At 64.6% G+C, this 26,097-nt stretch carries 26 protein-coding genes; 16 read left to right on the forward strand and 10 right to left on the reverse strand.

The features are described 5' to 3' along the window. The first annotated feature begins 94 nt into the window (after window positions 1-94). The 12 genes from IVB50_RS15255 (at window position 95) to IVB50_RS15310 (ending at window position 12,916) form a co-directional block, all read left to right on the forward strand. Window positions 95-1,048 carry an ABC transporter permease gene (locus tag IVB50_RS15255; protein WP_085349306.1) on the forward strand — a complete coding sequence of 318 codons (954 nt, stop codon included), beginning with the start codon at window positions 95-97 and terminating at the stop codon, window positions 1,046-1,048. Between the two features lie 2 nt (window positions 1,049-1,050). Continuing rightward, the gene (locus IVB50_RS15260) at window positions 1,051-1,953 is read left to right on the forward strand and encodes an ABC transporter permease (RefSeq protein ID WP_018457595.1); all 903 of its coding nucleotides are present in this window, start codon (window positions 1,051-1,053) and stop codon (window positions 1,951-1,953) included. A 2-nt stretch (window positions 1,954-1,955) separates the two neighbouring features. Next, window positions 1,956-3,017: an ABC transporter ATP-binding protein gene (locus IVB50_RS15265; protein ID WP_018457594.1), complete on the forward strand. Its 1,062-nt coding sequence runs from the start codon at window positions 1,956-1,958 to the stop codon at window positions 3,015-3,017. Continuing rightward, on the forward strand, window positions 3,014-3,208 hold the full coding sequence (locus IVB50_RS15270; protein ID WP_018457593.1) for a hypothetical protein: 195 nt from the start codon (window positions 3,014-3,016) through the stop codon (window positions 3,206-3,208). Before IVB50_RS15265 ends, IVB50_RS15270 begins: the two co-directional genes overlap by 4 nt. Then, entirely contained in the window at window positions 3,205-4,620 is a 1,416-nt protein-coding gene (locus IVB50_RS15275) for an Asp-tRNA(Asn)/Glu-tRNA(Gln) amidotransferase GatCAB subunit A (RefSeq protein ID WP_018457592.1), read from the forward strand. Before IVB50_RS15270 ends, IVB50_RS15275 begins: the two co-directional genes overlap by 4 nt. Next, window positions 4,617-5,594 carry an ABC transporter ATP-binding protein gene (locus IVB50_RS15280; protein ID WP_018457591.1) on the forward strand — a complete coding sequence of 326 codons (978 nt, stop codon included), beginning with the start codon at window positions 4,617-4,619 and terminating at the stop codon, window positions 5,592-5,594. The genes IVB50_RS15275 and IVB50_RS15280 overlap by 4 nt, the downstream gene beginning before the upstream one ends. 97 nt (window positions 5,595-5,691) lie before the next feature. Further along, complete coding sequence (locus IVB50_RS15285) at window positions 5,692-5,961, forward strand: GlsB/YeaQ/YmgE family stress response membrane protein (protein WP_007605178.1); 270 nt, start codon at window positions 5,692-5,694, stop codon at window positions 5,959-5,961. 260 nt (window positions 5,962-6,221) lie between these two features. Continuing rightward, window positions 6,222-7,967, forward strand: a complete 1,746-nt coding sequence (locus tag IVB50_RS15290; RefSeq protein WP_018457590.1) for a type I secretion system permease/ATPase — start codon at window positions 6,222-6,224, stop codon at window positions 7,965-7,967. Further along, window positions 7,964-9,298 carry an HlyD family type I secretion periplasmic adaptor subunit gene (locus tag IVB50_RS15295; RefSeq protein WP_018457589.1) on the forward strand — a complete coding sequence of 445 codons (1,335 nt, stop codon included), beginning with the start codon at window positions 7,964-7,966 and terminating at the stop codon, window positions 9,296-9,298. The genes IVB50_RS15290 and IVB50_RS15295 overlap by 4 nt, the downstream gene beginning before the upstream one ends. Before the next feature lie 175 nt (window positions 9,299-9,473). Next, window positions 9,474-10,952 carry an AMP nucleosidase gene (locus tag IVB50_RS15300; protein ID WP_018457588.1) on the forward strand — a complete coding sequence of 493 codons (1,479 nt, stop codon included), beginning with the start codon at window positions 9,474-9,476 and terminating at the stop codon, window positions 10,950-10,952. A gap of 77 nt (window positions 10,953-11,029) precedes the next feature. Next, the gene (locus IVB50_RS15305) at window positions 11,030-11,305 is read left to right on the forward strand and encodes a DUF1488 family protein (protein ID WP_026233404.1); all 276 of its coding nucleotides are present in this window, start codon (window positions 11,030-11,032) and stop codon (window positions 11,303-11,305) included. A gap of 240 nt (window positions 11,306-11,545) precedes the next feature. Then, window positions 11,546-12,916, forward strand: coding sequence for a hypothetical protein (locus tag IVB50_RS15310; RefSeq protein WP_018457586.1), 1,371 nt, complete (start codon window positions 11,546-11,548; stop codon window positions 12,914-12,916). 27 nt (window positions 12,917-12,943) lie between these two features. On the opposite strand, the gene IVB50_RS15315 is transcribed toward IVB50_RS15310, so the two are convergent. Continuing rightward, window positions 12,944-14,032 (reverse strand): Zn-dependent alcohol dehydrogenase, encoded by a 1,089-nt coding sequence (locus tag IVB50_RS15315; protein WP_018457585.1) that lies wholly within the window; start codon window positions 14,030-14,032, stop codon window positions 12,944-12,946. 44 nt (window positions 14,033-14,076) lie between these two features. After that, window positions 14,077-15,861 carry an acyl-CoA dehydrogenase family protein gene (locus IVB50_RS15320; RefSeq protein ID WP_026233403.1) on the reverse strand — a complete coding sequence of 595 codons (1,785 nt, stop codon included), beginning with the start codon at window positions 15,859-15,861 and terminating at the stop codon, window positions 14,077-14,079. A gap of 231 nt (window positions 15,862-16,092) precedes the next feature. On the opposite strand from IVB50_RS15320, the gene IVB50_RS15325 reads away from it, so the two are divergent. Continuing rightward, window positions 16,093-16,794 carry an SDR family NAD(P)-dependent oxidoreductase gene (locus IVB50_RS15325; protein ID WP_018457582.1) on the forward strand — a complete coding sequence of 234 codons (702 nt, stop codon included), beginning with the start codon at window positions 16,093-16,095 and terminating at the stop codon, window positions 16,792-16,794. A 111-nt stretch (window positions 16,795-16,905) separates the two neighbouring features. Then, window positions 16,906-17,736, forward strand: coding sequence for an enoyl-CoA hydratase (locus IVB50_RS15330; RefSeq protein WP_018457581.1), 831 nt, complete (start codon window positions 16,906-16,908; stop codon window positions 17,734-17,736). Window positions 17,737-17,787: 51 nt separating this feature from the next. Here IVB50_RS15330 and IVB50_RS15335 read toward each other — a convergent pair whose 3' ends face one another. Together IVB50_RS15335 and IVB50_RS15340 are read right to left on the reverse strand one after the other, a co-directional pair. Continuing rightward, window positions 17,788-18,411: a GNAT family N-acetyltransferase gene (locus IVB50_RS15335; RefSeq protein ID WP_018457580.1), complete on the reverse strand. Its 624-nt coding sequence runs from the start codon at window positions 18,409-18,411 to the stop codon at window positions 17,788-17,790. 80 nt (window positions 18,412-18,491) lie between these two features. Beyond that, entirely contained in the window at window positions 18,492-18,695 is a 204-nt protein-coding gene (locus IVB50_RS15340) for a DUF1127 domain-containing protein (protein WP_007599575.1), read from the reverse strand. A 110-nt stretch (window positions 18,696-18,805) separates the two neighbouring features. Here IVB50_RS15340 and IVB50_RS15345 point away from each other — a divergent pair, with 110 nt between their 5' ends. Continuing rightward, window positions 18,806-19,705: a transcriptional regulator GcvA gene (locus tag IVB50_RS15345; protein WP_026233402.1), complete on the forward strand. Its 900-nt coding sequence runs from the start codon at window positions 18,806-18,808 to the stop codon at window positions 19,703-19,705. A 37-nt stretch (window positions 19,706-19,742) separates the two neighbouring features. On the opposite strand, the gene IVB50_RS15350 is transcribed toward IVB50_RS15345, so the two are convergent. Genes IVB50_RS15350 through IVB50_RS15360 form a run of 3 tightly spaced genes read right to left on the reverse strand, consistent with a single transcriptional unit; the run spans window position 19,743 to window position 22,347 of the window. Next, a complete protein-coding gene (locus tag IVB50_RS15350) occupies window positions 19,743-20,156 on the reverse strand; it encodes a Rieske (2Fe-2S) protein (RefSeq protein ID WP_018457577.1) in 414 nt (137 codons plus the stop codon). Then, window positions 20,156-21,265 carry an amidohydrolase family protein gene (locus IVB50_RS15355; protein ID WP_018457576.1) on the reverse strand — a complete coding sequence of 370 codons (1,110 nt, stop codon included), beginning with the start codon at window positions 21,263-21,265 and terminating at the stop codon, window positions 20,156-20,158. Before IVB50_RS15355 ends, IVB50_RS15350 begins: the two co-directional genes overlap by 1 nt. A 23-nt stretch (window positions 21,266-21,288) precedes the next feature. Continuing rightward, window positions 21,289-22,347, reverse strand: a complete 1,059-nt coding sequence (locus IVB50_RS15360; RefSeq protein ID WP_247296268.1) for an amidohydrolase family protein — start codon at window positions 22,345-22,347, stop codon at window positions 21,289-21,291. Window positions 22,348-22,516: 169 nt separating this feature from the next. On the opposite strand from IVB50_RS15360, the gene IVB50_RS15365 reads away from it, so the two are divergent. Further along, window positions 22,517-22,999, forward strand: a complete 483-nt coding sequence (locus IVB50_RS15365) for a CinA family protein (protein ID WP_018457574.1) — start codon at window positions 22,517-22,519, stop codon at window positions 22,997-22,999. A 57-nt stretch (window positions 23,000-23,056) separates the two neighbouring features. Here IVB50_RS15365 and IVB50_RS15370 read toward each other — a convergent pair whose 3' ends face one another. The 3 genes from IVB50_RS15370 to mbfA form a co-directional block, all read right to left on the reverse strand. After that, window positions 23,057-23,410, reverse strand: a complete 354-nt coding sequence (locus tag IVB50_RS15370) for a nuclear transport factor 2 family protein (protein ID WP_018457573.1) — start codon at window positions 23,408-23,410, stop codon at window positions 23,057-23,059. 10 nt (window positions 23,411-23,420) lie between these two features. Beyond that, window positions 23,421-24,893 (reverse strand): amidase, encoded by a 1,473-nt coding sequence (locus IVB50_RS15375; protein WP_018457572.1) that lies wholly within the window; start codon window positions 24,891-24,893, stop codon window positions 23,421-23,423. Between the two features lie 230 nt (window positions 24,894-25,123). Then, complete coding sequence (mbfA, locus tag IVB50_RS15380; RefSeq protein WP_247296270.1) at window positions 25,124-26,095, reverse strand: iron exporter MbfA; 972 nt, start codon at window positions 26,093-26,095, stop codon at window positions 25,124-25,126. Between the last annotated feature and the right edge of the window lie 2 nt (window positions 26,096-26,097).

Here is a 26,097-nt window from a genome sequence, read left to right on the forward strand (position 1 = left end):
CTTTTTCGTTAACACTGCATCCGGGGTTAGAGCCCTCATCCGGCGCTTTGCGCCACCTTCTCCCACAAGGGGAGAAGGGAAGAAAAGAAACAACGTGCTCGCCTATATCGCCAGACGCATCGTCTACGTCATCCCGATCGTCATCAGCGTCGCGCTGGTGTGTTTTCTGCTCGTGCACATCACGCCGGGCGATCCGCTCGTCGCGGTGCTCCCCGCAGACGCCTCGCAGGAGCTCGCCGCGCAGCTCCGGACAGCCTATGGTTTCGACCGCCCGCTGCCGGTGCAGTTCGGGCTTTGGCTGCTCCGCGCGCTTCATGGCGATCTCGGCAATTCCATCGCCACGGGCCGCCCGGTGCTCGCCGAGGTCATGCGCGCGGTCAGCAACACGGTCACGCTGGCGATTGCGGCGGCGATCATCGGCTTCACCATGGGCATCCTGCTCGGCCTGATCGCCGGCTATTTCCGCGAGACCTGGATCGACAAGCTGGCGACCTCCTTTGCCATCGCCGGCGTTTCGGTGCCGCATTACTGGCTTGGCATGGTGCTCGTCATCATCTTCTCGGTCCAGCTGAACTGGCTGCCCGCTGTCGGCGCCGGACCCGGCGGCTCGGCCGCCTGGGCCTGGGACTGGGCGCATTTGCAATATCTCGTGCTGCCAGCGATCACGACCTCGGTGATCCCGATGGGCATCGTCACTCGCACGGTGCGCGCGCTGACCGGCGACATTCTCAGCCAGGACTTCGTCGAGGCGCTGCGTGCAAAAGGCCTGCATGAGCGCGGCGTGTTCCGCCACGTCATCAAGAACGCCGCCCCCACCGCGCTCGCGGTGATGGGACTTCAGCTCGGTTACATGCTCGGCGGCTCGATCCTGATCGAGACGGTGTTCTCCTGGCCGGGCTCGGGCTTCCTGCTCAACTCCGCGATTTTCCAGCGCGACCTGCCGCTGCTGCAGGGCACGATCCTGATCCTGGCGCTGTTCTTCGTCTTCCTCAATCTGATGGTCGACATCGCGCAAGCCGCGATCGACCCGCGCATCAAACGGGGTTAGCGATGAGCGAGCTTCCGTTGTCCGTCACCAGCGATACGGCGCTTCAGTCCGCGCCCGCGACCAAGGCGCGCGGCTATTGGGCGACCGTCGGCCGTCGTATCTGGCGTGACAAGGTCAGCATGGTCTGCGCGCTGGTGCTGCTGCTGATCTTTCTCTCCGCGATCGTTGCGCCGTGGCTCGGTCTGGAAGATCCCTACAAGGGCTCGATGATCCGCCGCCTTCGGCACATTGGCACATCCGGCTACCCGCTCGGCACCGACGAACTCGGCCGCGACATGCTGGCGCGGCTGATCTATGGCGGCCGGTTGTCGCTTCTCATCGGCATTTTGCCTGTGATCCTCGCCTTCTGCATCGGCACCTCGCTCGGCCTCGTTGCCGGCTATGTCGGCGGCAAGCTCAACACCGCGATCATGCGCACGATCGACGTGTTCTACGCGTTTCCGTCCGTGCTGCTGGCGATCGCGATCTCGGGCGCGCTGGGCGCGGGCATCCTCAATTCCATCGTGTCGTTGACCGTCGTGTTCGTGCCGCAGATCACCCGCGTTGCCGAAAGCGTCACGACGGGGGTGCGCAACATGGACTTCGTCGACGCCGCGCGCGCCTCGGGCGCGGGACCGTTCACCATCATGCGCGTTCATATCCTCGGCAATGTGCTCGGTTCGATCTTCGTCTACGCGACCAGCCTGATCTCGGTCTCGATGATCCTCGCGGCAGGCCTGTCGTTCCTCGGCCTCGGCACCAAACCGCCGGAGCCGGAATGGGGCCTGATGTTGAATACCTTGCGGACCGCGATCTATGTCAACCCCTGGGTCGCCGCGCTCCCCGGTGCAATGATCTTCGCGGTCTCGATCTGCTTCAACCTGCTCTCGGACGGCCTGCGCAGCGCCATGGACATCAGGAACTAGCCATGAGCGAAACCAACCTCTCCGTCGCAATGCTGGAGCCGATCGAAGACCTCGGCGGCGTCGCCCAGCCGCTGCTCCAGGTCAACGGCCTCACCAAGCATTTCCCGGTTCGTGGCGGCCTGTTCGCCGCAAAGCGCACCGTGCGGGCGGTCGATAATGTCTCGTTCACCGTCGCCAAGGGCGAGACCGTCGGCATCGTCGGCGAGTCCGGTTGCGGCAAGTCGACCACCGCGCGGCTGCTCATGCATCTGATGCCGCGCGACACCGGTGACATCATCTATGACGGCATGAGCGTCGGCCAGTCGCTCTCCTTGCGCGAGCTGCGCCGCGGCATGCAGATGGTGTTCCAGGATTCCTACGCTTCGCTCAACCCGCGCCTGACCATCGAGGACTCGATCGCCTTCGGCCCAAAGGTGCACGGCATGGCCGACGGCGCCGCGCGCGCGCTGGCGCGCGAGCTGCTGGGCAAAGTGGGCCTGGTTCCTGCAAACTTTGCCAACCGCTACCCGCATGAGATCTCCGGCGGCCAGCGCCAGCGCGTCAACATCGCGCGTGCGCTGGCCCTGTCGCCGCGGCTGGTGATTCTCGACGAAGCCGTCTCCGCGCTCGACAAGTCGGTCGAGGCGCAGGTGCTCAATTTGCTTGCCGATCTCAAGAGTGAGTTCGGCCTGACCTATCTCTTCATCAGTCACGACCTCAACGTCGTGCGCTATATCAGCGATCGCGTGCTGGTGATGTATCTCGGCGAGGTCGTCGAGCTCGGCCCGGTCGACCAGGTCTGGGACCAACCGGCGCATCCCTATACGCGCGCACTTCTTGCCGCGATGCCGTCCTCGGATCCGGACCGCCGCACCGAGACGCCGCCGATCACGGGCGATCCGCCCAATCCGATCGATCCACCCTCGGGCTGCCGCTTCCACACCCGTTGCCCGTTTGCGGAGCCGCTCTGCGCAAATGCGACACCAAAACTCACCGCGCTCGATAGAATGGGCCACGAGGCCGCGTGCTACATGGCGATCCCGGGTTCAGGCCATCGCCGCGCGCCGAAGGAGGAAACCGCATGAGACCGACGACAAAAGAGATCAAGGCGACGGCACAGGTCGCCGGCGTTCCCGTCGACGACGAGATCGCGACGCGCATCTCCAATTCCATCGGACCGGCCTTCGAGGGCTTTGCGGCCATTGCCGGCACGTTGCCGTTCGATCTCGAGCCCGCGCTTTATCCGATCGCGCAGACTGCCAAGGTCTCGAAATGAGCACCGAGCCCGCATTGATGACGCTCACCGAGGTCGCGCGCGCGATCGCGATGAAGCAGGTGTCCTCGCATGAGGTGACGCGTGCGCTGCTGCATCGCATCGCGCAGTGGCAGCCGCACCTCAACGCCTTCATGTCGATCGAGGCAGAGGCAGCGCTGAAGGCCGCCGATGCCGCCGACGCCGAACTCGCCAAGGGGGAAGTCCGCGGTCCGCTGCACGGTGTGCCGCTCGCGCACAAGGATATGTATTACGACGCAGGTCACGTCGCGACCTGCGGCTCGTTGATCCGCCGCGACTTCGTTCCGACAGTGACCTCCACCGCCTTGCAGAGGCTGAAGGACGCCGGCCAGGTTCGCCTCGGCACGTTGCATCTCGCCGAATTCGCCTATGGCCCGACTGGCCATAACGCCCATTACGGCCCGGTTCGCAATCCCTGGAACGCTGCGCACATCACCGGCGGCTCGTCGTCGGGCTCGGGCTCGGCGGTCGCGGCGCGACTGACCTATGCGGCGCTCGGCTCCGACACCGGCGGCTCGATCCGCATGCCCGCACATTTCTGCGGCGTCACGGGATTGAAGACCACCGTCGGCCGGGTCAGCCGCGCCGGCGCGATGCCGCTGTCGCAGTCGCTCGACACGGTCGGCCCGCTCGCCCGCACCGCCGAGGATTGCGCGCTGCTGCTGGCGCTGATGGCCGGCCCTGATCCTGAGGATTCGACCTGCAGTCATGAGCCGCTGTCTGACTATGTCGGCGCGACCAAGGGCTCGCTGAAGGGCCTCAAGGTCGGCGTCCCCTCGTCCTTCTATGTCGATGATCTCGACGGCGAGGTCGCGCGCGTGCTGGACGAGACCGTTGCGGTGCTCAAGCGTGAGGGCGCCGACATCGTCACGGTCGAGCTGCCCGATCAGCGGCAATTGTCCTCGGCAAGCCAGCTCGTGCTCGCAGCCGAAGCCGCCGCCTTCCACAAGCGCTGGATGATTGAGCGGCCGCAGGATTATGGTCCGCAGGTGTTGATGCGGCTCCAGAACGGCCTCGCGGTCCCCGCCATCACCTATCTCGAGGCGATGCGCTGGCGCGGACCTGCGCTCGCCGCGCACAACGCTGCCACATCGGGCGTCGACGCGATGATCGCGCCGGCGTCCCCCGTGCCGGCGCCAACGATCGAGGAGAGCGACGTTGGCGGCGGGCCGAATGCGCCGGCGCTGTTGCAGCGGCTGACGCTGTTCACCCGTCCGGTGAATTACCTCGGCCTGCCGTCGCTCACGGTGCCCTCGGGCTTCACCAAAAGCGGTCTTCCGATCGGCATGCAGCTGATCGGCCGCTCGTTCGATGAAGCGACCTTGCTCACCATCGGCGCCGCGTTCCAGCGCGCCACCGACTACCACGAAAGGCTGCCGAAACTTCCGTCATGACAAAGCTCGTCGAGATCTCAGGCCTTAACATCCGCTTCACCGGGGAGCGCACGGTGTATGCCGTGAACGATCTCAGTCTCTCGCTCGGCGACGGCGAGGTGCTGGGCCTGCTCGGAGAGTCCGGCTCGGGCAAGAGCGTGACCTTGCGCGCGCTGATGCGCCTGTTGCCGAAGAAGCGCACGCAGATCACGGGCAAGGTCAACGTCATGGGCCGCGACGTGCTCGCCATGAACGACGAGCAGCTGTCGTCGTTCCGCGGCCAAACCGTGTCGATGATCTTTCAGGAGCCGGCGCTGGCGCTCGATCCGGTCTACACCATCGGCGCGCAGATCGCCGAAAGCGTGGTGCGTCACGAAGGCAAGTCGTATGCGGAGGGCAGGGCGCGCGCACTCGAAATGCTCGAGGTCGTGCGCATTCCTTCCGCAAAACGGCGGCTCGATGCCTATCCGCATGAGATGTCCGGCGGCATGCGTCAGCGCGCGATGATCGCGCTGGCGCTCGCGTGTCGTCCCAAGATATTGCTCGCGGACGAGCCGACCACGGCGCTCGATGCCACCGTGCAGATCCAGATCCTGCTGCTGTTGCGCGAGCTGCAGCGCGAGTTCGGCATGTCCGTCATCTTCGTCACCCATGACATCGGGGTCGCCATCGAGATCTGCGACCGGGTCGCGGTGATGTATGCCGGCCAGATCGTGGAGCAGGGCACGCTTCGCGACATCGTCCGCTCGCCGGTGCATCCCTACGCCAGGGGCCTGCTCGCCTCGACCGTCCACGGGGCCAAGCGGGGACAGCGGCTCGAGACCATCCCCGGCACCCCGCCGTCGCTGGGCGAGCGGCCGCACAACTGCTCCTTTGCGCCCCGCTGCGCCGCTGCCCAGCCGCGCTGCCTGGAGCAATTGCCTGGGAATGTGGAGGTCGGGCCGGGCCGGGCAGCACGGTGCGTGCTGGCGGAGCCGGTCACCGCGCTGTCATGATATTTGGACCGCCAGCGGGGAACGGGGGAACAGCATTCAGACCTCGTTCATCCCGGTTCCGCTTCCATGGAACCGTTCACGGAGAGGGACCTCATTTATGTACATTTCGAATGAAGGCTTGCTTGTCATCCTGTTCGTCGGCCTCGTCGCTGGTTGGCTGGCCGGCAAGGTGGTGCGCGGAACCGGGTTCGGCATCATCGGCGATATCGTGGTCGGCATCGCCGGCGCGCTGGTGGCAAGCTTCCTGTTTCCGAAGCTCGGCATTCACATCGGCACCGGGCTGATATCGGAGATCATCTATTCCGCCATCGGCGCGGTCATCCTGCTGCTGGTGGTGCGGCTGGTCCGCGGCGGCGGCCGGTTCTAATGGCGCCCGGGTTCAATTGATCGAACTTTTGACCTCTCCCCGCCCGGGGAGAGGTGACATGTCTGCAAGAAAAAGCCGCAAGATCGTGAGATTCCGGACTTGCGTGCAAGGTCGGTCGGGGGTGATGTGGGCCATAGGGGTCCCGGGTGTTCGACTGCGTTGAGCGATGAGCGCAAACGCGATGTTAATCCGGGTCAATTACTCCTGAATTTGCCTTTGAAATCAGGGACTTTGGCCCCTACCCGAAAGAGATCAGACTGATGGCAGCCGTTCCCGGCGTCCGCCGCTCAGAGCTCGGTGATGCGCTGCGCGCCTGTCGCACGGCGTTTGTCGGCGTCGGCTTGATGAGCTGCATGATCAACCTGCTCTATCTGACCGGGTCGATCTTCATGCTGGAGGTCTACGACCGGGTGCTGCCGAGCCGCAGTATTCCGACCCTGGTCGGCCTGATCGTCCTCGCCGGTTTCCTCTACATGGCGCAGGGCGTGCTGGACATGATCCGCAACCGGATCTTGGGCCGGGTCGGTACCGCCCTGGACGAAGCCTTGAACAAGCGGGTGTTCGACACCATCGTGCGCCTGCCGCTGCTGGTTGGCAGCCGCAACGAGGGGCTTCAGCCGCTGCGGGATCTCGACAATGTCCGTTCCTTCCTCGGCGGCATGGGACCGAGCGCGTTCTTCGACCTGCCCTGGCTGCCGCTCTATCTCGCCATCTGCTTCGCCTTCCACGTCATGATCGGCGTCACCGCGCTGGTCGGAGCCGTCATCCTGGTCGGGTTGACGCTGGTCACCGAGTTCATGTCCCGCCAGCCGGCGCGCGAGGCGATGGGGCTCGCCGCCCAGCGCAACGATCTCGCCCAGGCCAGCCGCCGCAATGCCGAAGTCATGGTGTCGATGGGCATGGCCGGCCGGATGAACGCGCGCTGGAGCGAGGCCAACGAAAAATATCTCGACGGCAACCAGCGTGCGAGCGACGTCGCCGGCGGTCTCGGCGCGGTCGCAAAAGTGCTGCGCATGATGCTGCAATCGGCCGTGCTCGCGGTCGGCGCCTATCTCGTCATCCACCAGGAGGCGACCGCCGGCATCATCATCGCCGGCTCGATCCTCTCGGCACGCGCGCTCGCGCCGGTCGACCTCGCGATCGCGCACTGGAAATCCTTTGTCGCGGCACGCCAGAGCTGGCATCGTCTGACCCGCCTTCTCGAGCAGATGCCGGCGCAGACGATGCCGACCCAGTTGCAGGCGCCCACCAGCCGCCTCTCGGTCGAAGGTATCGCCATGGTGCCGCCGGGCGACCAGCGCCTCATCGTGCAAGACATCACCTTTGCGCTCGAAGCCGGCAATGGCCTCGGCGTGATCGGACCGAGCGGCTCCGGCAAGTCGTCGCTGATCCGCGCGCTGGTCGGCGTCTGGCAGCCGGTCCGCGGCAAGGTGCGGCTCGACGGCGCGGCGCTCGACCAGTGGTCGTCGGACATGCTTGGCCGCCACATCGGCTATCTGCCGCAGGACGTCGAATTGTTCGGCGGCACCATCGCGCAGAACATCAGCCGCTTCGATCCCGAGGCCACGTCTGACGGCATCATCGGCGCCGCCAAGGAAGCCGGCGTGCACGAGATGATCATCAAGATGCGCGAGGGCTACAACACCCAGGTCGGCGAGCAGGGCACGGCGCTCTCCGCGGGCCAGGCGCAGCGCGTGGCGCTGGCGCGCGCGCTCTATGGCAACCCCTTCCTGATCGTGCTCGACGAGCCCAATTCCAATCTCGATACCGAAGGCGACGAGGCGCTGACCCGCGCCATCCGCGCGGCGCGCGAGCGCGGCGCCATCGTCATCGTAGTGGCGCACCGTCCGATCGGCGTGGAAGCGGTTGACCAGATCCTGGTGCTGCGCGACGGCCGCATGCAGGCCTTCGGGCCGAAGGAACAGGTGCTCGCCCAGGTGCTCCAGCCGCGCGTGACGCCGCCGGCGCCGATCAAGATCGTCAGCGAAGGCGGAGCCAAGGCATGAGCACGATGGCGCTCGGCGGCGCGAAGCCTGCCGCGAAGAGGACCGTACGGCAGTCGATCCGGTTTCACCTGATGCTCGGGCTTGGGATCGTGCTGGTCCTCCTGGTCGGCCTCGGCGGCTGGGCTTCGACGGTGCAGATTTCGGGCGCGCTGATCGCGCCGGGTCAGATCGTCGTCGAGTCCAATGTCAAAAAGGTGCAGCATCCGACCGGCGGCGTCGTCGGCGAGGTGCGTGCTCGCGATGGCGACGTAGTTAAGGCTGGCGACATCGTGGTGCGGCTCGACGACACCGTCACCAAGGCGAATCTCGCCATCGTCACCAAGAATCTCGACGCGGCGCAGGCGCGTGCGGCGCGGCTCCAGGCCGAGCAGCGCGGAATCGACAGGATCGACTACCCGCAAGCGTTGCTCGATCGCGGCAACGATCCCGACGTCAAGGCGCTGCTCTCCGCCGAAACCAAGCTGTTCGACGTCCGCGTCAACGGACGCGCCGGCCAGAAGGCGCAGCTGCGCGAGCGCATCCAGCAGCTCAATGAAGAGATCGAGGGCCTCTCCGCGCAGGAGCGGGCCAAGGACAAGGAAATTTCGCTGGTGCAGCAGGAGCTCGTGGGTGTCCGCGATCTCTATGACAAGCACCTGGTGCAGATCTCCCGTCTGACCACGCTCGAACGCGACAGCGCCCGCCTCAACGGCGAGCGCGCGCAATACATCGCCTCGCGGGCGCAGGCCAAGGGCAAGATCACCGAGACCGAGCTCCAGATCATCCAGGTCGACAAGGACATGGTCAGCGAGGTCTCGAAGGATCTGCGCGAGACCAACGACAAGATCGGCGAAATGATCGAGCGCAAGGTCGCCGCCGAGGACCAGCTTCGCCGTGTCGACATCCGCGCGCCGCAGGACGGCATGGTGCTGCAATCGACGGTGCATACCGTTGGTGGCGTCATCACCGCCGGCGACGCCCTCATGCTGATCGTGCCGCAGGCCGACGATCTCCAGGTCGAAGCCAAGGTCAATCCGGTCGATATCGACAAGCTCCAGATCGGCCAGAAGACGCTGCTGCGCCTGTCCGCGTTCAACCAGCGCACAACGCCGGAGCTCAACGGCGTCGTCAGCCGCGTCTCGCCCGACGTCACCACCGATCAGCGCACCGGCCAGAGCTACTACACCATCCGCGTCTCGCTGTCCGCAGAGGAGGTCGCCAAGCTCGGTGACTCCAGGCTGATCCCCGGCATGCCGGCGGAAGCGTTCGTCCAGACCGGCGATCGCACCATGCTGTCCTACCTGATGAAGCCGCTGCACGACCAGTTCATGCGAGCGTTCCGGGAGAAGTGACGCGCGAAAGCGCGTCATCCCATTCGTCATTGCGAGCGCAGCGAAGCAATCCAGGTCGCCTCCGTGGCGAGATTTCTGGATTGCTTCGCTACGCTCGCAATGACGGGCGGCTTCTTTCTTGCTTTAGTTTTCTTGCTATAGTTCGATTCAGCCCCAGCAAACCCGGCGTCGAACAATGCAATCCATCCAATCTCCACCCTCCGTCGCCACCGAATCCTATTCCGACGCCGGCCTCGCCGTCGCCCGCCTCGAAGAGATCTACGAGCGCAACACGAAGTTCCTGCGCGACCGGTTCGAAGCTTACGTCAACGGCGAGGCAATCACGACGCGGGTGCGGGCCTTCTATCCCTTCGTCCGTATCACCACCGCGACGCATGCGCGGCTGGATTCGCGGCTCGCCTACGGCTTCGTCGCGCGGCCCGGTGTGCACGAGACCAGCGTCACGCGGCCGGATCTGTTCCGGACTTATCTCACAGAGCAGATCGGACTGTTGATCCAGAACCACGGTGTCCCAGTCGAAATCGGCGAGTCCAGCGAACCGATCCCCGTTCACTTCGCCTATCGCCGCGACATCAACATCGAAGCCGCCATCACCACCAGCGAGAACTCGCCGGTGACGCGATCGCTGCGCGATGCGTTTGACGTGCCTGATCTGGCCACCATGGACGATGCCATCGCCGACGGCACTTTCGAGCTCCAGCCCGGCGCGCCCGAACCGCTGTCCCTGTTTCGGGCGGCCCGCGTCGACTACTCGCTGCGCCGGCTCTACCACTACACGGGCACGGATCCAGAGTATTTCCAGAACTTCGTGATCTTCACCAACTACCAGTTCTATGTCGACGCCTTCGCGCAGCTTTGCCAGCAGCGGCTTCAGGCTGGCGAGGCGGGCCTCGATGCCTTCGTCGCTCCAGGCAATGTGATCACGCGCAGCGGCGGCGCGACGACGGGCGTTGCGCCCGCGCGCACGCCGCAGATGCCTGCCTTCCACCTGGCCGCGCCCGGCTATCGTGGTATCACCCTGATCAACATCGGCACCGGTCCGTCGAACGCGCGCAACGTCACCGACCATGTTGCCGTGCTGCGGCCCCATGCCTGGCTGATGCTCGGCCATTGCGCGGGCCTGCGCAACACGCAGCGGCTCGGCGACTACGTGCTCGCCCATGGCTATGTGCGCGAGGACCATGTGCTCGATCGTGAGTTGCCGCTGTGGGTGCCGATCCCGGCGCTCGCGGAGATGCAGGTGGCGCTCGAGGAGGCGGTCGAGGACGTCACCGGGCTCGAAGGATTCGAGCTCAAGCGCCTGATGCGCACCGGCACCGTCGCGAGCGTCGACAACCGCAATTGGGAGATCAGCGGGCCCGATGTCATTCGCCGCTTGTCGCAATCGCGCGCGGTTGCGCTCGACATGGAATCGGCCGCGATTGCCGCCAACGGCTACCGCTTTCGCGTCCCTTACGGCACGCTGCTGTGCGTCTCCGACAAGCCTCTCCACGGCGAGATCAAGCTCGCAGGCATGGCCAGCGAATTCTACCGCCGCCGCGTCGGCCAGCATCTCGAGATCGGCTTAAAGGCGCTGGAACGGCTCAAGCAGCAGGAATCCGAGCGACTGCATTCCCGCAAGCTCCGCAGTTTCGCCGAAGTTGCATTTCAGTAGGCCATGGATTGCCTTTGCTGCTGACAAGCAGCGGGATTTTCGGCATTTTCGGCGCGGGGGTCGACCGGGACGAATTGATGCCACTCATGCGCGACAGGATCATTGGCCATGATCTCGAACGGCTCGCCTTTCGCTTCACCATGCTGAACGACGGCGAGGTCGTGCAGTGCCAGATCAGCGACGCCGCCATGGACGAGCTTGCGGGCATGCAAGGCACCGAAAGCAGCGCGCGGCAGGCCCAGTTCCTGTCGCTGCGCGAGACCATCGAGCGGCTCGCCTCAGACCTCTACGACGAGGCGCCGCGGGTCAGGGGCCATGTGGTGCGGATCTTCACGCGACATTTGCAGCGATAGTGCCGCTCCAGCCTCCGCCGTCATGCTCCAGGACAGTTCATCAGTTGGTCAAGATTTGGTCTTGCCGGGCTTACCTTCCCGCCGGCAGCCATTTCGACGAGCGTCAATTCCTCTAAAGCATTCGCTAACCAAGCAACCGTTTCGCGGCAATCTTAAGACCTGCGAAACCAGACGTTATCCAGCTATGAATTGATGGCCCGTAGAGGTTGGGTCACGAAATGGAGCCTCACGAGTGATCGCGTGACAAAAGACATTGTTGGAATCGACGCGATCCGCGGGCCCGGTCATGACGTCAATCCGAACAAGACGCAGCCAGAGAGTTGGCGGCTTGCAATCGCCGTCGCGATCGGATGTGGACTTGTCGGCCTTGCGCTCCGCTACGTTGCCCGGGAACACGCGACCGATGACGCCATTCAGCATCTGATCCCCTGGTATGTCTTTGCTCGCGATCACGGAGTCGCCGGGCTGGCCGAAGCCTTTACCAACTACACGCCGTTCTACAGCTACCTCCTGCTGATTGCCGCCCGATTTGATTGGCTAGGCGAGCCACTTTCCCTCGTGAAAGCGATCTCGGCAGTATTCGAGTTGGGCTGCGCGATCACTGTGGCCCAGATCGTCTGGCGAGCGACAAAGCTGCCGTTGCGAGCTTCCCTGGCCTTCTGCGCTGTCTGGCTTGCACCGACGGTGATCTTCAACGGCGCGGTGTGGGCGGAGAGTGATTCGATCTGGACGTACTTCACGCTGGTTTCCATCGCGCTGTTCATGCGGGACCGAAATGGCGTTGCGTCATTTGCGATGGCATTTTCGGTGAAGGCTCAGGGCGTGTTCCTGGGACCCTTCGTGCTCGGCATGATTCTGCGCCGCAGGATCCACCCGGCATGGCTCGCCACCGTTCCCGGGATCTATGTGGTTCTCGCCATTCCGGTTCTGGTCGCCGGTAGATCTTTGGCCTCCGTGTTCGCGGTCTATCTGGACCAAGCTCACACCTTCAATCGCCTCACCATGAACGCAGCGAACATCTGGGTGCTGGCTGGCGGACTGCCGTACGCGATCGGAGTCGCCGTCGGCATGGTGCTCGCGGCCGCGAGCGGGCTCGCCTTGTCGATCTTCATCGCGCGCTCTCGACGGGCGGGGCCGGAGTTTATTCTGCTCGTCGCCTGTGTATCGCTCATGCTCATGCCGTATCTGCTCCCGAAGATGCACGAGCGGTACTTCTACGCGTTCGAGCTTGCGTCGATCGCGCTGGCCTGCCTCAATCCGCGCTATGTGCCCTTCGCGGTGATTGCTCAGGTCGACGGCGTGTTATCCTATCTCGCGTTCGAAAACGGAATCGTCCTGGGCGTGCTGCCGGCGGCACTCTGCAACAGCCTTCTCGTGTACTACCTCGTGCATGATCTTTGGCGCGGCGAACGTGGATTTCGCTTTCCGAAGCTTGCTTGGCTCGGCTTCATCGCGTCGACCGCGGGATTGTTCTCCTATCTGGTCATCGAAGGGCCCGGTTTGAACATATCGCCCCTGTACCTGCTCGCCACGGGTCTCGTGACAGCTGCGGCGCTGCTGCTCCTGAAAGAGTCGCGTGGCGACTTGGCCGGCCCGGACCAGTTGCCTTAATCCTGGGCGACCCGCGTCATCGAGCCATCAGCTGTCAAACATGATCACGCTGCGCAGCGTCTTGCCGGCCTTCATGTTGGCAAACCCTTCGTTGATCTCGGAGAGCTTCAGCTTGGCCGAGATCCAGTCTTCCAGATGCAGCCGGCCGCGCAGGTAGAAATCCACCAGCCGCGGCATGTCGACGCGAAAATGGTTCGAGCCCATCGATGAGCCCTGGATCCTGCGCTCGCGCAGGAAGTCGAAGCCGTGCAGCTCGATCTTCTGGCCGAACGGAATCATGCCGACGATGGTGGCCGTGCCGCCCGAGGCGAGCATGCCGAAGGCCTGCTCCGCGGTCTCCTTGCGGCCGAGCACCTCGAAGGAATGATGCACGCCGCCATTGGTGAGATCGCGCACCTGCTTCACGACGTCGCCGTCTGCCGGATTAATGATGTCGGTGGCGCCCAGCTTGGTCGCGAGCTGGAGCTTGGCCGGGTTGGTGTCGATGGCAATGATGCGGCCGGCGCCCGCGATCTGCGCGCCGTTGATCGCGGCCATGCCGACACCGCCGCAGCCGATCACGGCCACGGTCTCGCCGGCCGTCACCTTCGCCGTGTTCACGACCGCGCCGTAGCCGGTGATGACGCCGCAGCCGATCAGCGCGGCCAGATCGAGCGGCATCTCCTTGCGGATTTTGACGATCGCGTTCTCGTGCACCAGCATCTGCTCGGCGAAGGACGAGAGGTTGAGGAACTGATGCAGCTTCTCGGAGCGAGCCCATTGCATCCGATTGGACACCCCCGGCAGCAATTTCACCGTGGTGTCGGTGCAGAGCACCGTGCGGCCCGTGGTGCAGTTGTCGCAGGTGCCGCAGAATACCGAAAGACAGGTGACGACATGATCACCGGGCTTCACATAGGTGACGTCGGAGCCGACCTGCTCGACGACACCGGCCGACTCGTGCCCGAGCACCGCGGGCAGCGGATGCGGATAAAGGCCTTCCATGAAGTGCAGATCGGAGTGGCAGAGACCTGCGGCCGAGGTCCGGATCAGGACCTCGCGCGGGCCGGGCTTCGGCAGGCTGACATCCTCGATGACTAGGGGCTTGTTGACTTCATGGAGGACGGCCGCCTTCATCGAGCACTCCCTATCGCTTTTTTTGCTTCGAACGTGGGTGCAGCCTACGCTGCCAGGACCAGTTCGCCAACCTCGCTCATGCTGCCTGCACGATCGCCGAGCAGCAGCGCCGCGATCTTCTGCTGCACGGCATTTTCCGTCAGCCGGAACGGATCGCTCGGCGACACCCGGTGATCGATCACCAGCCGCGACAACAACAGCCTGCGCGCATCGCCCCGCATGTCGTGAATACGATGCGCCTCCCAGGCGAGCGCGACGGCACCGGCGACATGATAGAGCAGGCTGGTGGCGCGGCGCGCATCGGCCTCATTGTCGGCCTTTCCCGCGACCTCGCGTGCGAAGCCCACCGCACGATCGGTGAGCGTGTGCAGCCGGTCGCGCCAGGCCTGCGGCACCGAGGGGCTGTCATCGAGGCGAGCATGCAGATCGGCGGCCAGCGCGGATTCGGCGCCGTGGCGGCCGACCGCACGCCTCAGCGCATCGATCGCGACGATGTTGCCGGTGCCTTCCCAGACCGAACCGAGATGCGCGTCGCGGAGCAGGCGGGCGGTCGCGAATTCCTCGATATAGCCGATGCCGCCGCGCATCTCGAGCGCATCGCCACAGACCTTTCGCGCATCGCGGGTGGCGCGGAATTTCAAGGTCGGCGTCAGGATGCGCAGCAGTGCGGCCGCATCCTGGCTGCCGGCCTCGGCGCGGTCGAGCGCGTCCGCAGTGAGAAAGCTCATCGACAACGCCTGCTCGACCGGCAGCATGATCTTCAGCATCTGGCGCCGACCTAGCGGCAGGTCGATGATGCGGTTGCCGAACACCACGCGGTTTTTCGCCACCGTCATCGCGTCATGGTAGGCCCGCCGCATCAGCGCGGTGGATTTGACGCCATTTGAGAGCCGCGACGAGTTCACCATCTCGGCCATCTGCACGAAGCCGCGGTCGAGCTTGCCGACCGCGTAGGCGATCGCGCCTTCGAGCTTGATTTCACCCGAGGCCATCGAGCGCGTGCCGAGCTTGTCCTTCAGACGCACGATCCGGTAGTGGTTCTGCGAGCCGTCGTCGAGGAAGCGCGGCATCAGAAACAGGCCGACTCCGCGCGTGCCGGGGCCGGCACCTTCGGGGCGCGCCAGCAGCATCACGATCTTTGCGTCGGCGTTCGAGCAGAACCATTTTTCGCCGGTGAGGCGCCAATGGTCGCCTTCCTGCACGGCCGTCGTGGTCAGCGTGCCGACATCGGAGCCGCCTTCCTTCTCGGTCATGAACTGGCCGCCCTGGGTCAGCTTGCTCATGTCGGTCTGGGTTAGTCCGTCGAGATATTTCGCCTTCAGCGCCTCGCTGCCGAAATTCGCGAGCAGCTTGGCGCAGCCGTCGGTTACGTTGATCGGGCAACCCATGCCGAATTCGGTCTGGTTGAACAGGAAGGTGAAGGCGTGCTTGGCGACGACAGGATATTTGTCCGGCCAGCCCATGATGCCCTTGCGGATCGAGAGCGCGTGGATGCCGAACTCGCCGAAGGCGGCCTTCTCCAGCTCGCGATAGGCCGGGTGGTATTCGATCCACTGCACGTCGCGACCGAACTTGTCGCGCTGGTGCAGCACCGGTGTGTGCCGGTCGGCGAGCCGCGCGCATTCATCGAGCACGCCGCCGGCGAGTTCGCCCAGCCGATCGAGATGCGGCTCGATGTGGCGGAATAGCGTCTCCGGTAGATGAATGCGGAGGAGATCGGTGAGTGCCTGATCGGCGCGGTAGAAATTCATGCCGGTGGTATCGGGAGCCAGCAGTCCGGATGGTGCGGCCGCGACCTGTTTTGGCTGCGCGGGGGCCGGCTGTCGCATGATCATCCTCTTCGTTTCCGCCTTGCGGTCATTTTGCGCTGATTTGGCGCTTGCCGCTTGTGATGATGTCGATCATGCTCCAGTCGCGAAAGCGGATAAAGCCGCAAATTGTCAGGGAGGCATGATCGCCGTGAGGGCGCAATTCGCTCTGCGGAATTATGATCGTCCCGGCTGGTTGTCCGCGCGGACCGTGCATAGATCAGCGGCTTCCCGTCTTCGAGAGATCACGCCATGGAACACCCGAAATACAAGATCGCCCTCATCGTCGGCGCCGGCGAAGGCCTGAGCGCCTCGCTGGCGCGGTTGTTGTCCGCCCAGGGCATCCGCGTCGCGCTGGCCGCGCGAAAAATCGAGAAGCTCGGCGCGCTCTGCAGCGAGACCGGCGCCAAGGCCTATGCCTGCAACGCCACCGAGCCTGATGCGGTCGAACGCCTGTTTGGCCTGGTCGAACGCGAGATCGGCATGCCCGACGTGGTCGTCTACAACGCCAGCGGCCGCGCGCGCGGGCCGTTCGTCGATCTCGTTCCGGCCGACGTGGCGAACGCCATTGCGGTCAGTGCCTATGGCGGCTTCCTGGTGGCGCAGCAAGCGGCCAGGCGCATGCTGCCGAACCAGCACGGCGCGATCCTGTTCACCGGCGCTTCGGCAAGCGTCAAGGGCTATGCGCAGTCCGCGCCGTTCGCGATGGGCAAGTTCGCACTGCGCGGGCTCGCGCAGAGCATGGCGCGCGAATTGTCGCCGCAAGGCATCCATGTCGCCCATTTCGTGATCGATGGCGGCATCAGGAGCGCAGCGCGCACGGAAGCGCCGGAGAAGCCGGATTCAATGCTCGATCCCGATGCCATCGCGGAGAGCTACTGGAACGTGTTGCAGCAGCCGCGCAGCGCCTGGAGCTGGGAGCTGGAGCTGCGGCCCTGGGTGGAGAAGTTTTGAGGCAAGCTGCCGTAGGGTGGGCAAAGGCGCATAGCGCCGTGCCCACTATCAACGACGAAACAGCAATTGGTGGGCACGCTTCGCTTTGCCCATCCTACAAGGGCGGGAATCATGTCCACGGAAACCACCATCGATACCGGCACCAGTGAACTCCTCTGCGTGATCCGCGATCGCGTCGCATTGATCACGCTGAACCGGCCCGAGGCGCGCAACTCGCTGTCGGACGCGCTGACCCCGGCGCTGCGTACGATGATCCGCTCCTGCGGCGAGAACCCCGATGTCGGCGCGCTGCTGATCACCGGCGCCGGCGAAGCGTTCTGCGCCGGCGGCAACGTCAAGGGCATGGGCGCGCATCGCGACCCGAAGAAGCTGGAGATGTCCTTTGACGACAAGGTCGCCGATCTCCAGGAGCGGCAGCGCCTGCTCACCGGCGCGCTGGTGTCGGTGCGCAAGCCGACCATCGCGGCGCTGCCGGGGCCGGCGGTCGGCGCGGGGCTCGCCATCGCCATGGCCTGCGATATCCGCATTGCCGCGCAATCGGCCTTCGTGGCCACCGGCTATGCGCGCATCGCGCTGTCCGGCGACTATGGCATCGCGTGGCTGTTGACGCGCCTCGTCGGCACCGCGCGGGCGCGCGAGCTGCTGTTCACCGGCGATCGGGTCGATGCTGTCAGGTGCGAGGCCATCGGCCTCGTCAACCGCGTGGTGCCCGATGACAAATTGCAGGCGGAGGCCTTTGCACTGGCAAAATCCCTCGCTGAAGGTCCGCGCCTCGCGTTGCGCTACATGAAGGACAATCTCGACGAGGCCCTGCTGTTCGACTTCGAGACCGCGCGCGACCACGAGGCCGAACGTCTGGTTCGCCTGACCACGACCGCCGATCACAAGGAAGCGGTGCAGGCCTTCATCGAGAAACGCAAGGCGGTGTTCACGGGGAAGTAGCGGCGCAAAAATGCCCGGCTCTGGTTTTCGCCAGGCCGGGCTCGAGTGGTGTCAGGCCGAGGCTGAGGGGCTATCGGCCTGACGGGAAAGAGCGACGAGGCGCCAGCTCGCGCAGGGAATGTCTTTCGGTGCGACGGAGATCTCCTTGTCGAAGCGCACTAGCTTCCAGTCGTCCGGATGGTTGACGAAGGCGAAGTCCGATTTACGCGCGACCGAGATCATGGCGGCGTTGGAGCGCAGCGTGTCGCCGAACATGTGGTCGGCGCCGAGCGCGGCCGCGCGGCATTCAAGATTCTTCATCAGCACGGTGGCGATGCCGTGGCCCTGCCAGCGGTCGGCAACCGACAGACCGAATTCAAGCGTCGCGGTTTCGGCATGCAGCGCATAGCGCGCTTCGGCGACGATGGTCTCGAAGCCGTCGACCATCATGGTCGCCACCACGGTAAAACGTTCGCGCTCGCCGATTTGAAGGAATTCGTGCAGCAGGCCCTGCGGCAGTTCGCTGATCGCGCCGAAGAAGCGGTTGTATCGGGACCGCGTCGAGAGCGAGCGAAAATAGTGCTGGAGCTCCTCGGTGTCGCGCGGCTCGACGAAACGAACGCGCAGCGCCTCGCCGTGTCGCGTGCGCAGCGTGTCCGAATATTGCTTCAGATCTTCCAGGCGAAGGGTGCTCATGACACGCGCCCCCAAGGGGACCAAAGGGGAAAGGGACCGCCGGCGCCCCCACAGTCAGGCGGCGCCGGCCTGGCGGCCAATCAGGCCCGCCAGAAGGGTTTGTCGGCCTCGTAGGCGACATCGCTCCAGGACAGTCCGACGTCCTGAAGGTCGCGCGCGGACCAGTTGGTGAGCTCACGCCGGGTCCGGTAACGCTCGTGCCAAACGTGAAGCGTCTCGCCGATCTGGTGGATCAGCCCTGGCGCATGATGATTTGTCATCGAATTCTGGGTCAAAGTAGACATTGCCAGCTCCTGGAGCTAAGTTGACCGCTAATATCTGCTTCCGGGTGCACTGCGACAAACGACAATTTGTACTCTTTCGCATGAAATAACGTCATGTATCCTGCTGCCAGATGACTGCCAGATTGCCCTCCCTGAATGGATTGCGGGCCTTTGAGGCCGCCGCGCGCCATCTCAGCTTCACGCTGGCGGCGTCCGAGCTGAACGTGACCCAGACCGCGATCAGCCACCAGATCCGCAGGCTCGAGGAGGAGCTCGGCATCCGCCTGTTCGTCCGGCAGAACCGCGCGCTGGCGCTGACGGCCGAGGCGCGCGACTATCTGCCGGGCGTCCGCGCCGCCTTCAACGACCTCCGGCTTGCCACCGATCGGCTGCTGCGCAAGGACGATGACAAGGTGCTGACGGTCTCGACGCTGGCTTCGCTCGCCGCAAAATGGCTGCTGCCGCGGCTGACCGATTTCCAGGAGCACCATCCCGGCATCGACGTCCGTATCACGACCTCCACCAGCCTCGTCGACTTCCAGCGCGACAATGTCGATGCCGCGATCCGCTACGGGCGCGGCCAGTGGCCGGGCTTGCGCGCCGACTGGCTGATGGCGGACGAGCTGTTTCCGGTCTGCAGCCCGTCTCTGCTGCGTGGCGACAAGCCGTTGCGCTGTCCCGAGGACCTCAAGAGCCACATGCTGCTGCACACCTCCAACGCCAACAGCGACGACTGGCGGCTGTGGTTGACGGCGGCGGGTCTGCCGGCCGACATCGCCAGGCAGCCCGGCATCACCTTCGACATGATCTTCATGACCATCCAGGCCGCGATCGACGGCATCGGCGTGGCGATGGGGCGGACCTCCTATGTCCAGGACGACATCGCCAAGGGGCGACTAGTGGTCCCCTTCAAGATCGCGCTGCCGGCCGATGCGGGCTTCTACCTGGTCGCGCCGGAGGGGCGCCGCGAAGCGCCGAAGCTCGCCGCATTCCGTGAGTGGATGATCGCGGCAACGCGGAATAAGGCCTGAAATCGTGCCGGCGCATGTCCGCGCAACCTGCTTCTCGCTACAGCTCCACCACGACGTAGTCGCTCTCGATCTTCACGGGTATCGTCTCGGCGACATACGGCCCCTTCACCACGCTTGCACCCGGCTCGACATGGGCCGGGTAGGCCTTCACGCGGAAGCGGCGAGGGTCGCAGTAGGACTGGCCGGTGCGGATGTCGAACTCCCAGCCATGCCAGGGGCAGCGAATGATCTCGCCGAGCTTGGTATATTCGATCTCGCCCGGATCCTTCGATTGCGCGAGCCCGATCAAGGGTCCCTCGCACAGCGCAGCGCCCTGATGCGGGCAGCGGTTCATCAGGCCGAAATATTCACCCTTGATGTTGAAGATTGCGATCGGCCGTCCGTCGATCTCCAGAAATTTTCGCGTGCCGGGCGGAAGCTCGTCGACCGCGGCAATCACATGCCGCGCCATCAACTGATCCCGTACAGCTTCTTCGCATTGCCGAGATAGAAGGCCTCGCGGTCGTCGTCGCTGACGCCCGCGGGCAGCACGCGCGACGGCTCGTCGTAATCCCAGTGCGGATAGTCGGTCGCGAACAGTAGCCGGTCCCAGCCGATCCACTTGATGACATCGAACAGATCCTCGCGCCGCTCCGGATCCTCCATCGGCTGCGTCGTCCACCACACCTGCTCGCGGATATATTCGGACGGCGGCCGCTTGACATGCGGCACCTCGCTGCGCAGGCGCTGCCAGACTTTGTCGAGCCGCCATGCTAGCGACGGCGCCCAGCCGAAGCCGGCCTCGATCATCACCATCTTCAACTTCGGGAAGCGCTCGAACACGCCCTCCAGCACGAGGCTTGCGAGCGCCGATTGCTGGCACTGCGAGTGGCCGACCATCTCCTCGATGTAATAGGAGGGCCAGCCCGACGGCGTGATGGGGTTGCCGCCGAAGCCGAAGGCGTGGACGCCGACGGGAAGGCCGGCCTCTTCCGCAGCCTGATAGATAGGCCAGTAGCGACGCTGGCCGAGCGGCTCGACATTGCGGCTGAGCAGCAGCACCTGCACGAAATTCTTGTCGCCGGCACGCTCGCGGATTTCCGCGGCGGCTGACAGCCCGTCCTCATTGCCGACGACGATGGACGCCTTCAGCCGCTTGTCCTTGCTGGTCCATTTGTCGATCTGCCAGTCGTTGATCGCCGAGCACAAGGCCGCCGAAAGCTCGTGATTGCGGATGCCTTGCCCGGTGTTGAGCGGATTGAGCACGCCGAGCTGCACGTTGTTGGGATCGAGCAGCTGCTTCTGCATGAAGGACAGCGAGGAGCCCTGCGGCCCGCCTTCCGGCGGATAGGCGTCGCGGCGCGAGGCGTTGGGCTGGGCCTTCGGATAGGGCGGGCCTTCCATCATGCCCTGATAGGCATGGACGCCGTACACTTCGAGATGATGCTGCCAGCGTTTGGCCAGGTAGGGATAGAGCTCGGCGCGGGTCGCGCGTGCCGGATGGATGTCGCAGTCCGCGATCGCGGTTTTGACGGCCAGTGGGGAAGCGGCTTCGGAGCTTTCGCGGAACTGAATATTCATCGCCTTGCCTCCTTTGGCAGCGGCTAAGTCAGGCGGGGATAGGTCGCATGCGGATTATCGATCATGATCTTGCGCACGAGATCGGGGGTGAGACCTGCGGGCAGCGCCTCCTGGCCGTCGAACTGCCAGTGCGGATAGTCGGTGGAGAATACGACCAATTCGTCGGACTGCATATGATCAAACAGGCGAATTAATGTCGCCTCATCCGGCGGTGCATCGAATGGCTGCAACGAGAAGCGGATGTTGCTGCGCACAATGTCCAGCGGCGCGCGATCAACCCACGGCGTCTCCATCCGCACCCCACGCCAGAACTTGTGCAGGCGCCATAGAAATGGGGAGATCCAGGACACCCCGGATTCAAGCATCACCATCTTCAGCCGCGGATATTTGACCAACACGCCCTCGACGATCAGGCTGGTGAGCTGGGTCTGGAACGCCTGGGCCTGACCGGCATAATCCTCGATGTGGTAGGAACCCCAGCCCACGGCGGTCGGCGGATTGTGATAGGCGGAACCGGCATGAATGCCGATCGGTAATTCCAGCCGTTCCGCCGCCTCGTAGATCGGCCAGAGCGCGCGCTTGCCGAGCGGCGTATCGCCCATCACGAGCATCAGCACCTGCACGAAGCGGCGGTCCGTCGCACAGCGCTCGATCTCGGCGACGGCCTTCTCGACGCTTTGGGTGGGGATCACGATCGAGCCGCGCAGCCGCGGATCGCGATCGAGCCATTCCTTCACGAGCCAGTCGTTCAGCGCGCGGCAGAAGGCGGCCTGCAGATCCTCTGAAAACACCATCTGCACGCCGTAGAGCGGATTGCAGATGGCGTGCGAGAGCTGGAAGGGATCGAGCACATGGCGCTGCATGTCCGCCAGGCTTTCACCCGGCTTGCCGCTTTCGGGGCGCCAGTCGGGCCGCGCCGTGATCGGCGAGTTCTGCGGGTAGGATTGCGAGATGAGATCGACCATGCCGCGCGTCGTCACCTGATCGCGCCAATACTCGTTCAGGTACGGCAGCAGGCTGGTCAGATGCGGCACGGCCGGATGCACATCGCAATCCACTCCGCCGGCGATCAGGGACGCCATGACGTGTCCTTCACGTTTCCTCGTCGCGTCTTTCCCGCGGGCAGAGCTTGGCCGCTCCGCCCTTTGGCCGCCATTCAAGCAGGCCTGCCCGTTGGCTGCAACTCGGCCAACGGCGCTGTCATATGCTAGAAAGGCCGAGCTCGGTTGCGAAGCAATAAGGGGTCAAGGAATGAAAGAGCTCGTCGGCATTGCGGAACAGGTCGCAGCGAAGCTGATCGCGCGCAAACAGACCATTGCTGTTGCGGAATCCTCGACCGGCGGCCTGATCTCGGCCAGCCTTCTCGCGGTGCCCGGCGCGTCCGCTTATTTCCTCGGCGGGGCCGTGGTCTACACTCGCGATGCCAGGCGCGTGCTGATGGATATTTCGGACGAAGGAATGAAGGGCTTTCGTTCCTCCTCGGAGCCCTACGCGCAATTGCTGGCCGGGCAGATGCGCAGCCGTTTCAACTGCGATTGGGGCCTGTCGGAGACCGGGGCGTCCGGTCCCACCGGCAATCGCTACGGCGATGCGGCGGGCCACAGCTGCATGGCGGTCGCCGGGCCCGCAGTCGAGGTGATGACGCTTGAGACGGGCAGCAACGACCGCTTGGCCAATATGCAGACCTTTGCAGCGACAGCGCTGAAATTGCTGCTGAAGAATCTGGAGCGGTGAGCTCGCGGCCTCCCGAATATCTGGCTGTGCCGGAGAATGTGTGGTGTGACGCGCTCTTTACCGCGACACGTGCGCCGACACCGCCAGCCACGTCCCGTTCGTCTTCGCCCAGCAATCGGTATAGCGCCCGGTGGCCTGCTGGCCGTCCGCATTGGTGTAGCTCGTTGCCGCGTGGATGATGGCGAAATCACCCATGATACGGATGATGACGTCGTGCTCTCTGAGGTTTCGGATCGCAATCGGCCGCGCCGTCTGCTTCAGGAAGGCCTCGCGATCGACCAGCGTCTTGTCGGGATTGGAGCAGTAGAACTCCGGCGCCAAAATCTCGTCGAAGCGCTTGACGTCGCAATTCTGCACCGAGGCCACATAGTCGCGGTTGAGCGCGGTGAGCTGTTCGAGGTCGTTGCTCATGGGGTTTCTCTCAGTCATTGAACAAGGGCGGCGGCACGAACCCGCCGAACTCGCGTTCGATCAGCTCGGCGAGCTTCAACGGCGTGTGGTCCTCGAGGAAGGGCCCGATGATTTGCACGCCGACCGGCAGGCCGTCCTTCGATAGGCCGAGTGGAACAGCCGTTGCCGGCAGGCCCGTCAGCGTGGCGATGCCGGGCCACGCAAGCTGGTCCGGATAGGCGTGGTCCTTGCCATCGATGTTGATTCGGCGCTTTTCCTGCTCCGGCGAATGATCATGCGGATAGGCCGGCGTGGGCATGATCGGACAGATCACCGCATCGAATGTCTTGAACAATTGCCGCCATTGCGCGCGCAGGCCGGCGCGGGCGCCCTCGTCGAATACCCAGGCCTGATGCGTGCTGGTGATACCACGCAGCCGTTCGGCAGCGAGACTCTTGTCGTCGGGTGAGAGCTGCGCTGCACCGGCACGCGCGCGCGCGAGATTGTCCGGCGGAAGGAAGGCGCCGAGGAAGCTCATCAGCATGCGCATGTAGAGGCGAGAAGCCTCCGTGAAGTCCGGAAACAGCGGACTTTCGCGCGCGACGCGCGCGCCCGTGCCCGTCAATTGCCCCGCCAGTTTTTCGATCGCGCCGCGAATATCTGCATTCGCAGGCAGCAGCGGATGGCTGTCGATCACCAGCACCCGGAAATCCTTCAGCGCGCGGTGTCGCGCCTCCGGCAGCGCGAGCTTGTATCCGATGCCCAGGTCCAACGGATCGGGGCCTGCCATCACGTCCAGGAGCAGGGGCAGGTCGACTGCGCTCCGCGCCATCGGACCGATCACCGCCATATCGCGCTCCATCGGGATGGCTGGAAAGGGCGGCGGCGTGTGGCCACGCGTTGGACAGAGATTGTAGGTCGGCTTATGCGCATAGACCCCGCAATGGAAGGCGGGCACGCGCAACGAGCCGCCGATGTCGGACCCAAGCGAGAGTGGTCCGTAGCCTGCCGCGAGCGCCGCAGACGAGCCGCCCGACGAGCCACCCGGCGTGCGGCCGAGATCGAACGGATTGTTCGTCGTGCCGTAGATCTCGTTGTAGCTCTGCCAATCCGCCAAGCCCACGGGGACGTTGGTCTTGCCGAGGATGACGCCACCGGCCTCCTTGACCCGGGCGATCGACAGCGCGTCCTCCGCCGGCTTGAAATCTTTCTGCGGCGTCCAGCCCCAGGTCGTGGGCAGGCCGGCGATGTTGTAGGATTCTTTCACAGTGATGGGGAGACCGAGCAGCGGCTTTCGCTCGCCGCGCGCCAATGCGGCGTCTGCCTCGCGTGCGGCGTCCAGCGCACGGTCGAAATCCCGGACGCAGATCGCGTTGACCTTGCTGTCGTGCCGTTCGATGCGGTCGATCGCATCCTGCGTGAGCTCGACCGCGGAAACCTTCTTGGCCGTCAGTGCCGCCGACAGCTCGACCGCGCTCTTGAAGCTCCATTCGGATTTGGCCATCCCGCATCTCCTGTTCTTAGCGTGGAACAATGATGCGCAGTTTGGCCCAGCACCGCAACCGCCGTTTGATCGCGATTGACATCTGAGCAAGACGGAACGCGGTGAGCCAAGCAACCACTCGCAGTCATCGCCCGGCTTGACCGGGCGATCCAGTATTCCACCGGCGCCGATTGGACACGGACAGGTCGCGGCGTGCTGGATGCCCGGTCAAGCCGAGGCATGAAGGCGTCCTACGCCGCTCCGATCAATATCCCCACCGCCAGCACGATCGCGCCGCCGAGCACGATCTGGAACACGGCCTGGAGGAACGGCGTGTCCATGTAGCGCGCGCGGATGAAGGCGATCGCCCACAATTCGAAGAACACGACAATTCCGGCGATTCCCGTCGCGATCCAGAATGCGTTGGCCCAGCTATCGGGCACGAGATAGGGCAGGGTGTGCCCAAGCCCGCCTAGCGTCGTCATCAAGCCGCAGGTGAGACCGCGCAGCCAGGGCGAACCACGCCCGGTCAGCGAGCCGTCATCGGACAGCGCTTCCGCAAAGCCCATGCTGATGCCGGCACCGATCGAGGCGGCGAGGCCGACCAGAAATGTTTGCCAATTCTGATGCGTGGCGAAGGCAGCCGCAAACAGCGGCGCCAGCGTCGAGACGGAGCCGTCCATCAGGCCGGCGAGACCTGGCTGCACATATTGCAGCACGAACATGCGCCGGTTGGTGCGGTCTTCCTCGGCGCGCACGTCTGAACTCAGGATCCGATCCGTCAGCTTCGCCGCCACCTCTTCGTGGCCCTTCTCGGCCTCGGCCAGATCGCCGAGCAGGCGGCGCACGCCGACATCCTGCGCCTGTTCAGCGGCCTTCACGTAAAAGCGCTCGGCCTGCAATTCCATTGTCTCGACCTCCTTGCGGATGGTGTCGAGCGACAGGTTTTTGGTGAGCCAGACCGGACGGCGGCGCAGGAAGCCTTTGACGTCCTCGCGGCGGATCGGGGGCAAATGCGGACCGAAGCGCTGCTGGTACATTTCCAGCAGCATGTGGCGATGGCCGCGCTCTTCCTCGGCCATCTGTTCGAAGATCTTGGCGGAGTCCGGATAGCGCTCCTTCAAGTCTTCGGCGAAGCTCATGTAGATGCGGCTGTCCTCCTCCTCGGAGGAGATTGCGACCGCAAGCACCTCGCGCTCGGTCAGATCGGCAAAATTCTTCACGG

Origin of the sequence: Bradyrhizobium sp. 87 (assembly GCF_023073015.1) — a bacterium.
GTDB lineage: Bacteria > Pseudomonadota > Alphaproteobacteria > Rhizobiales > Xanthobacteraceae > Bradyrhizobium > Bradyrhizobium canariense_D.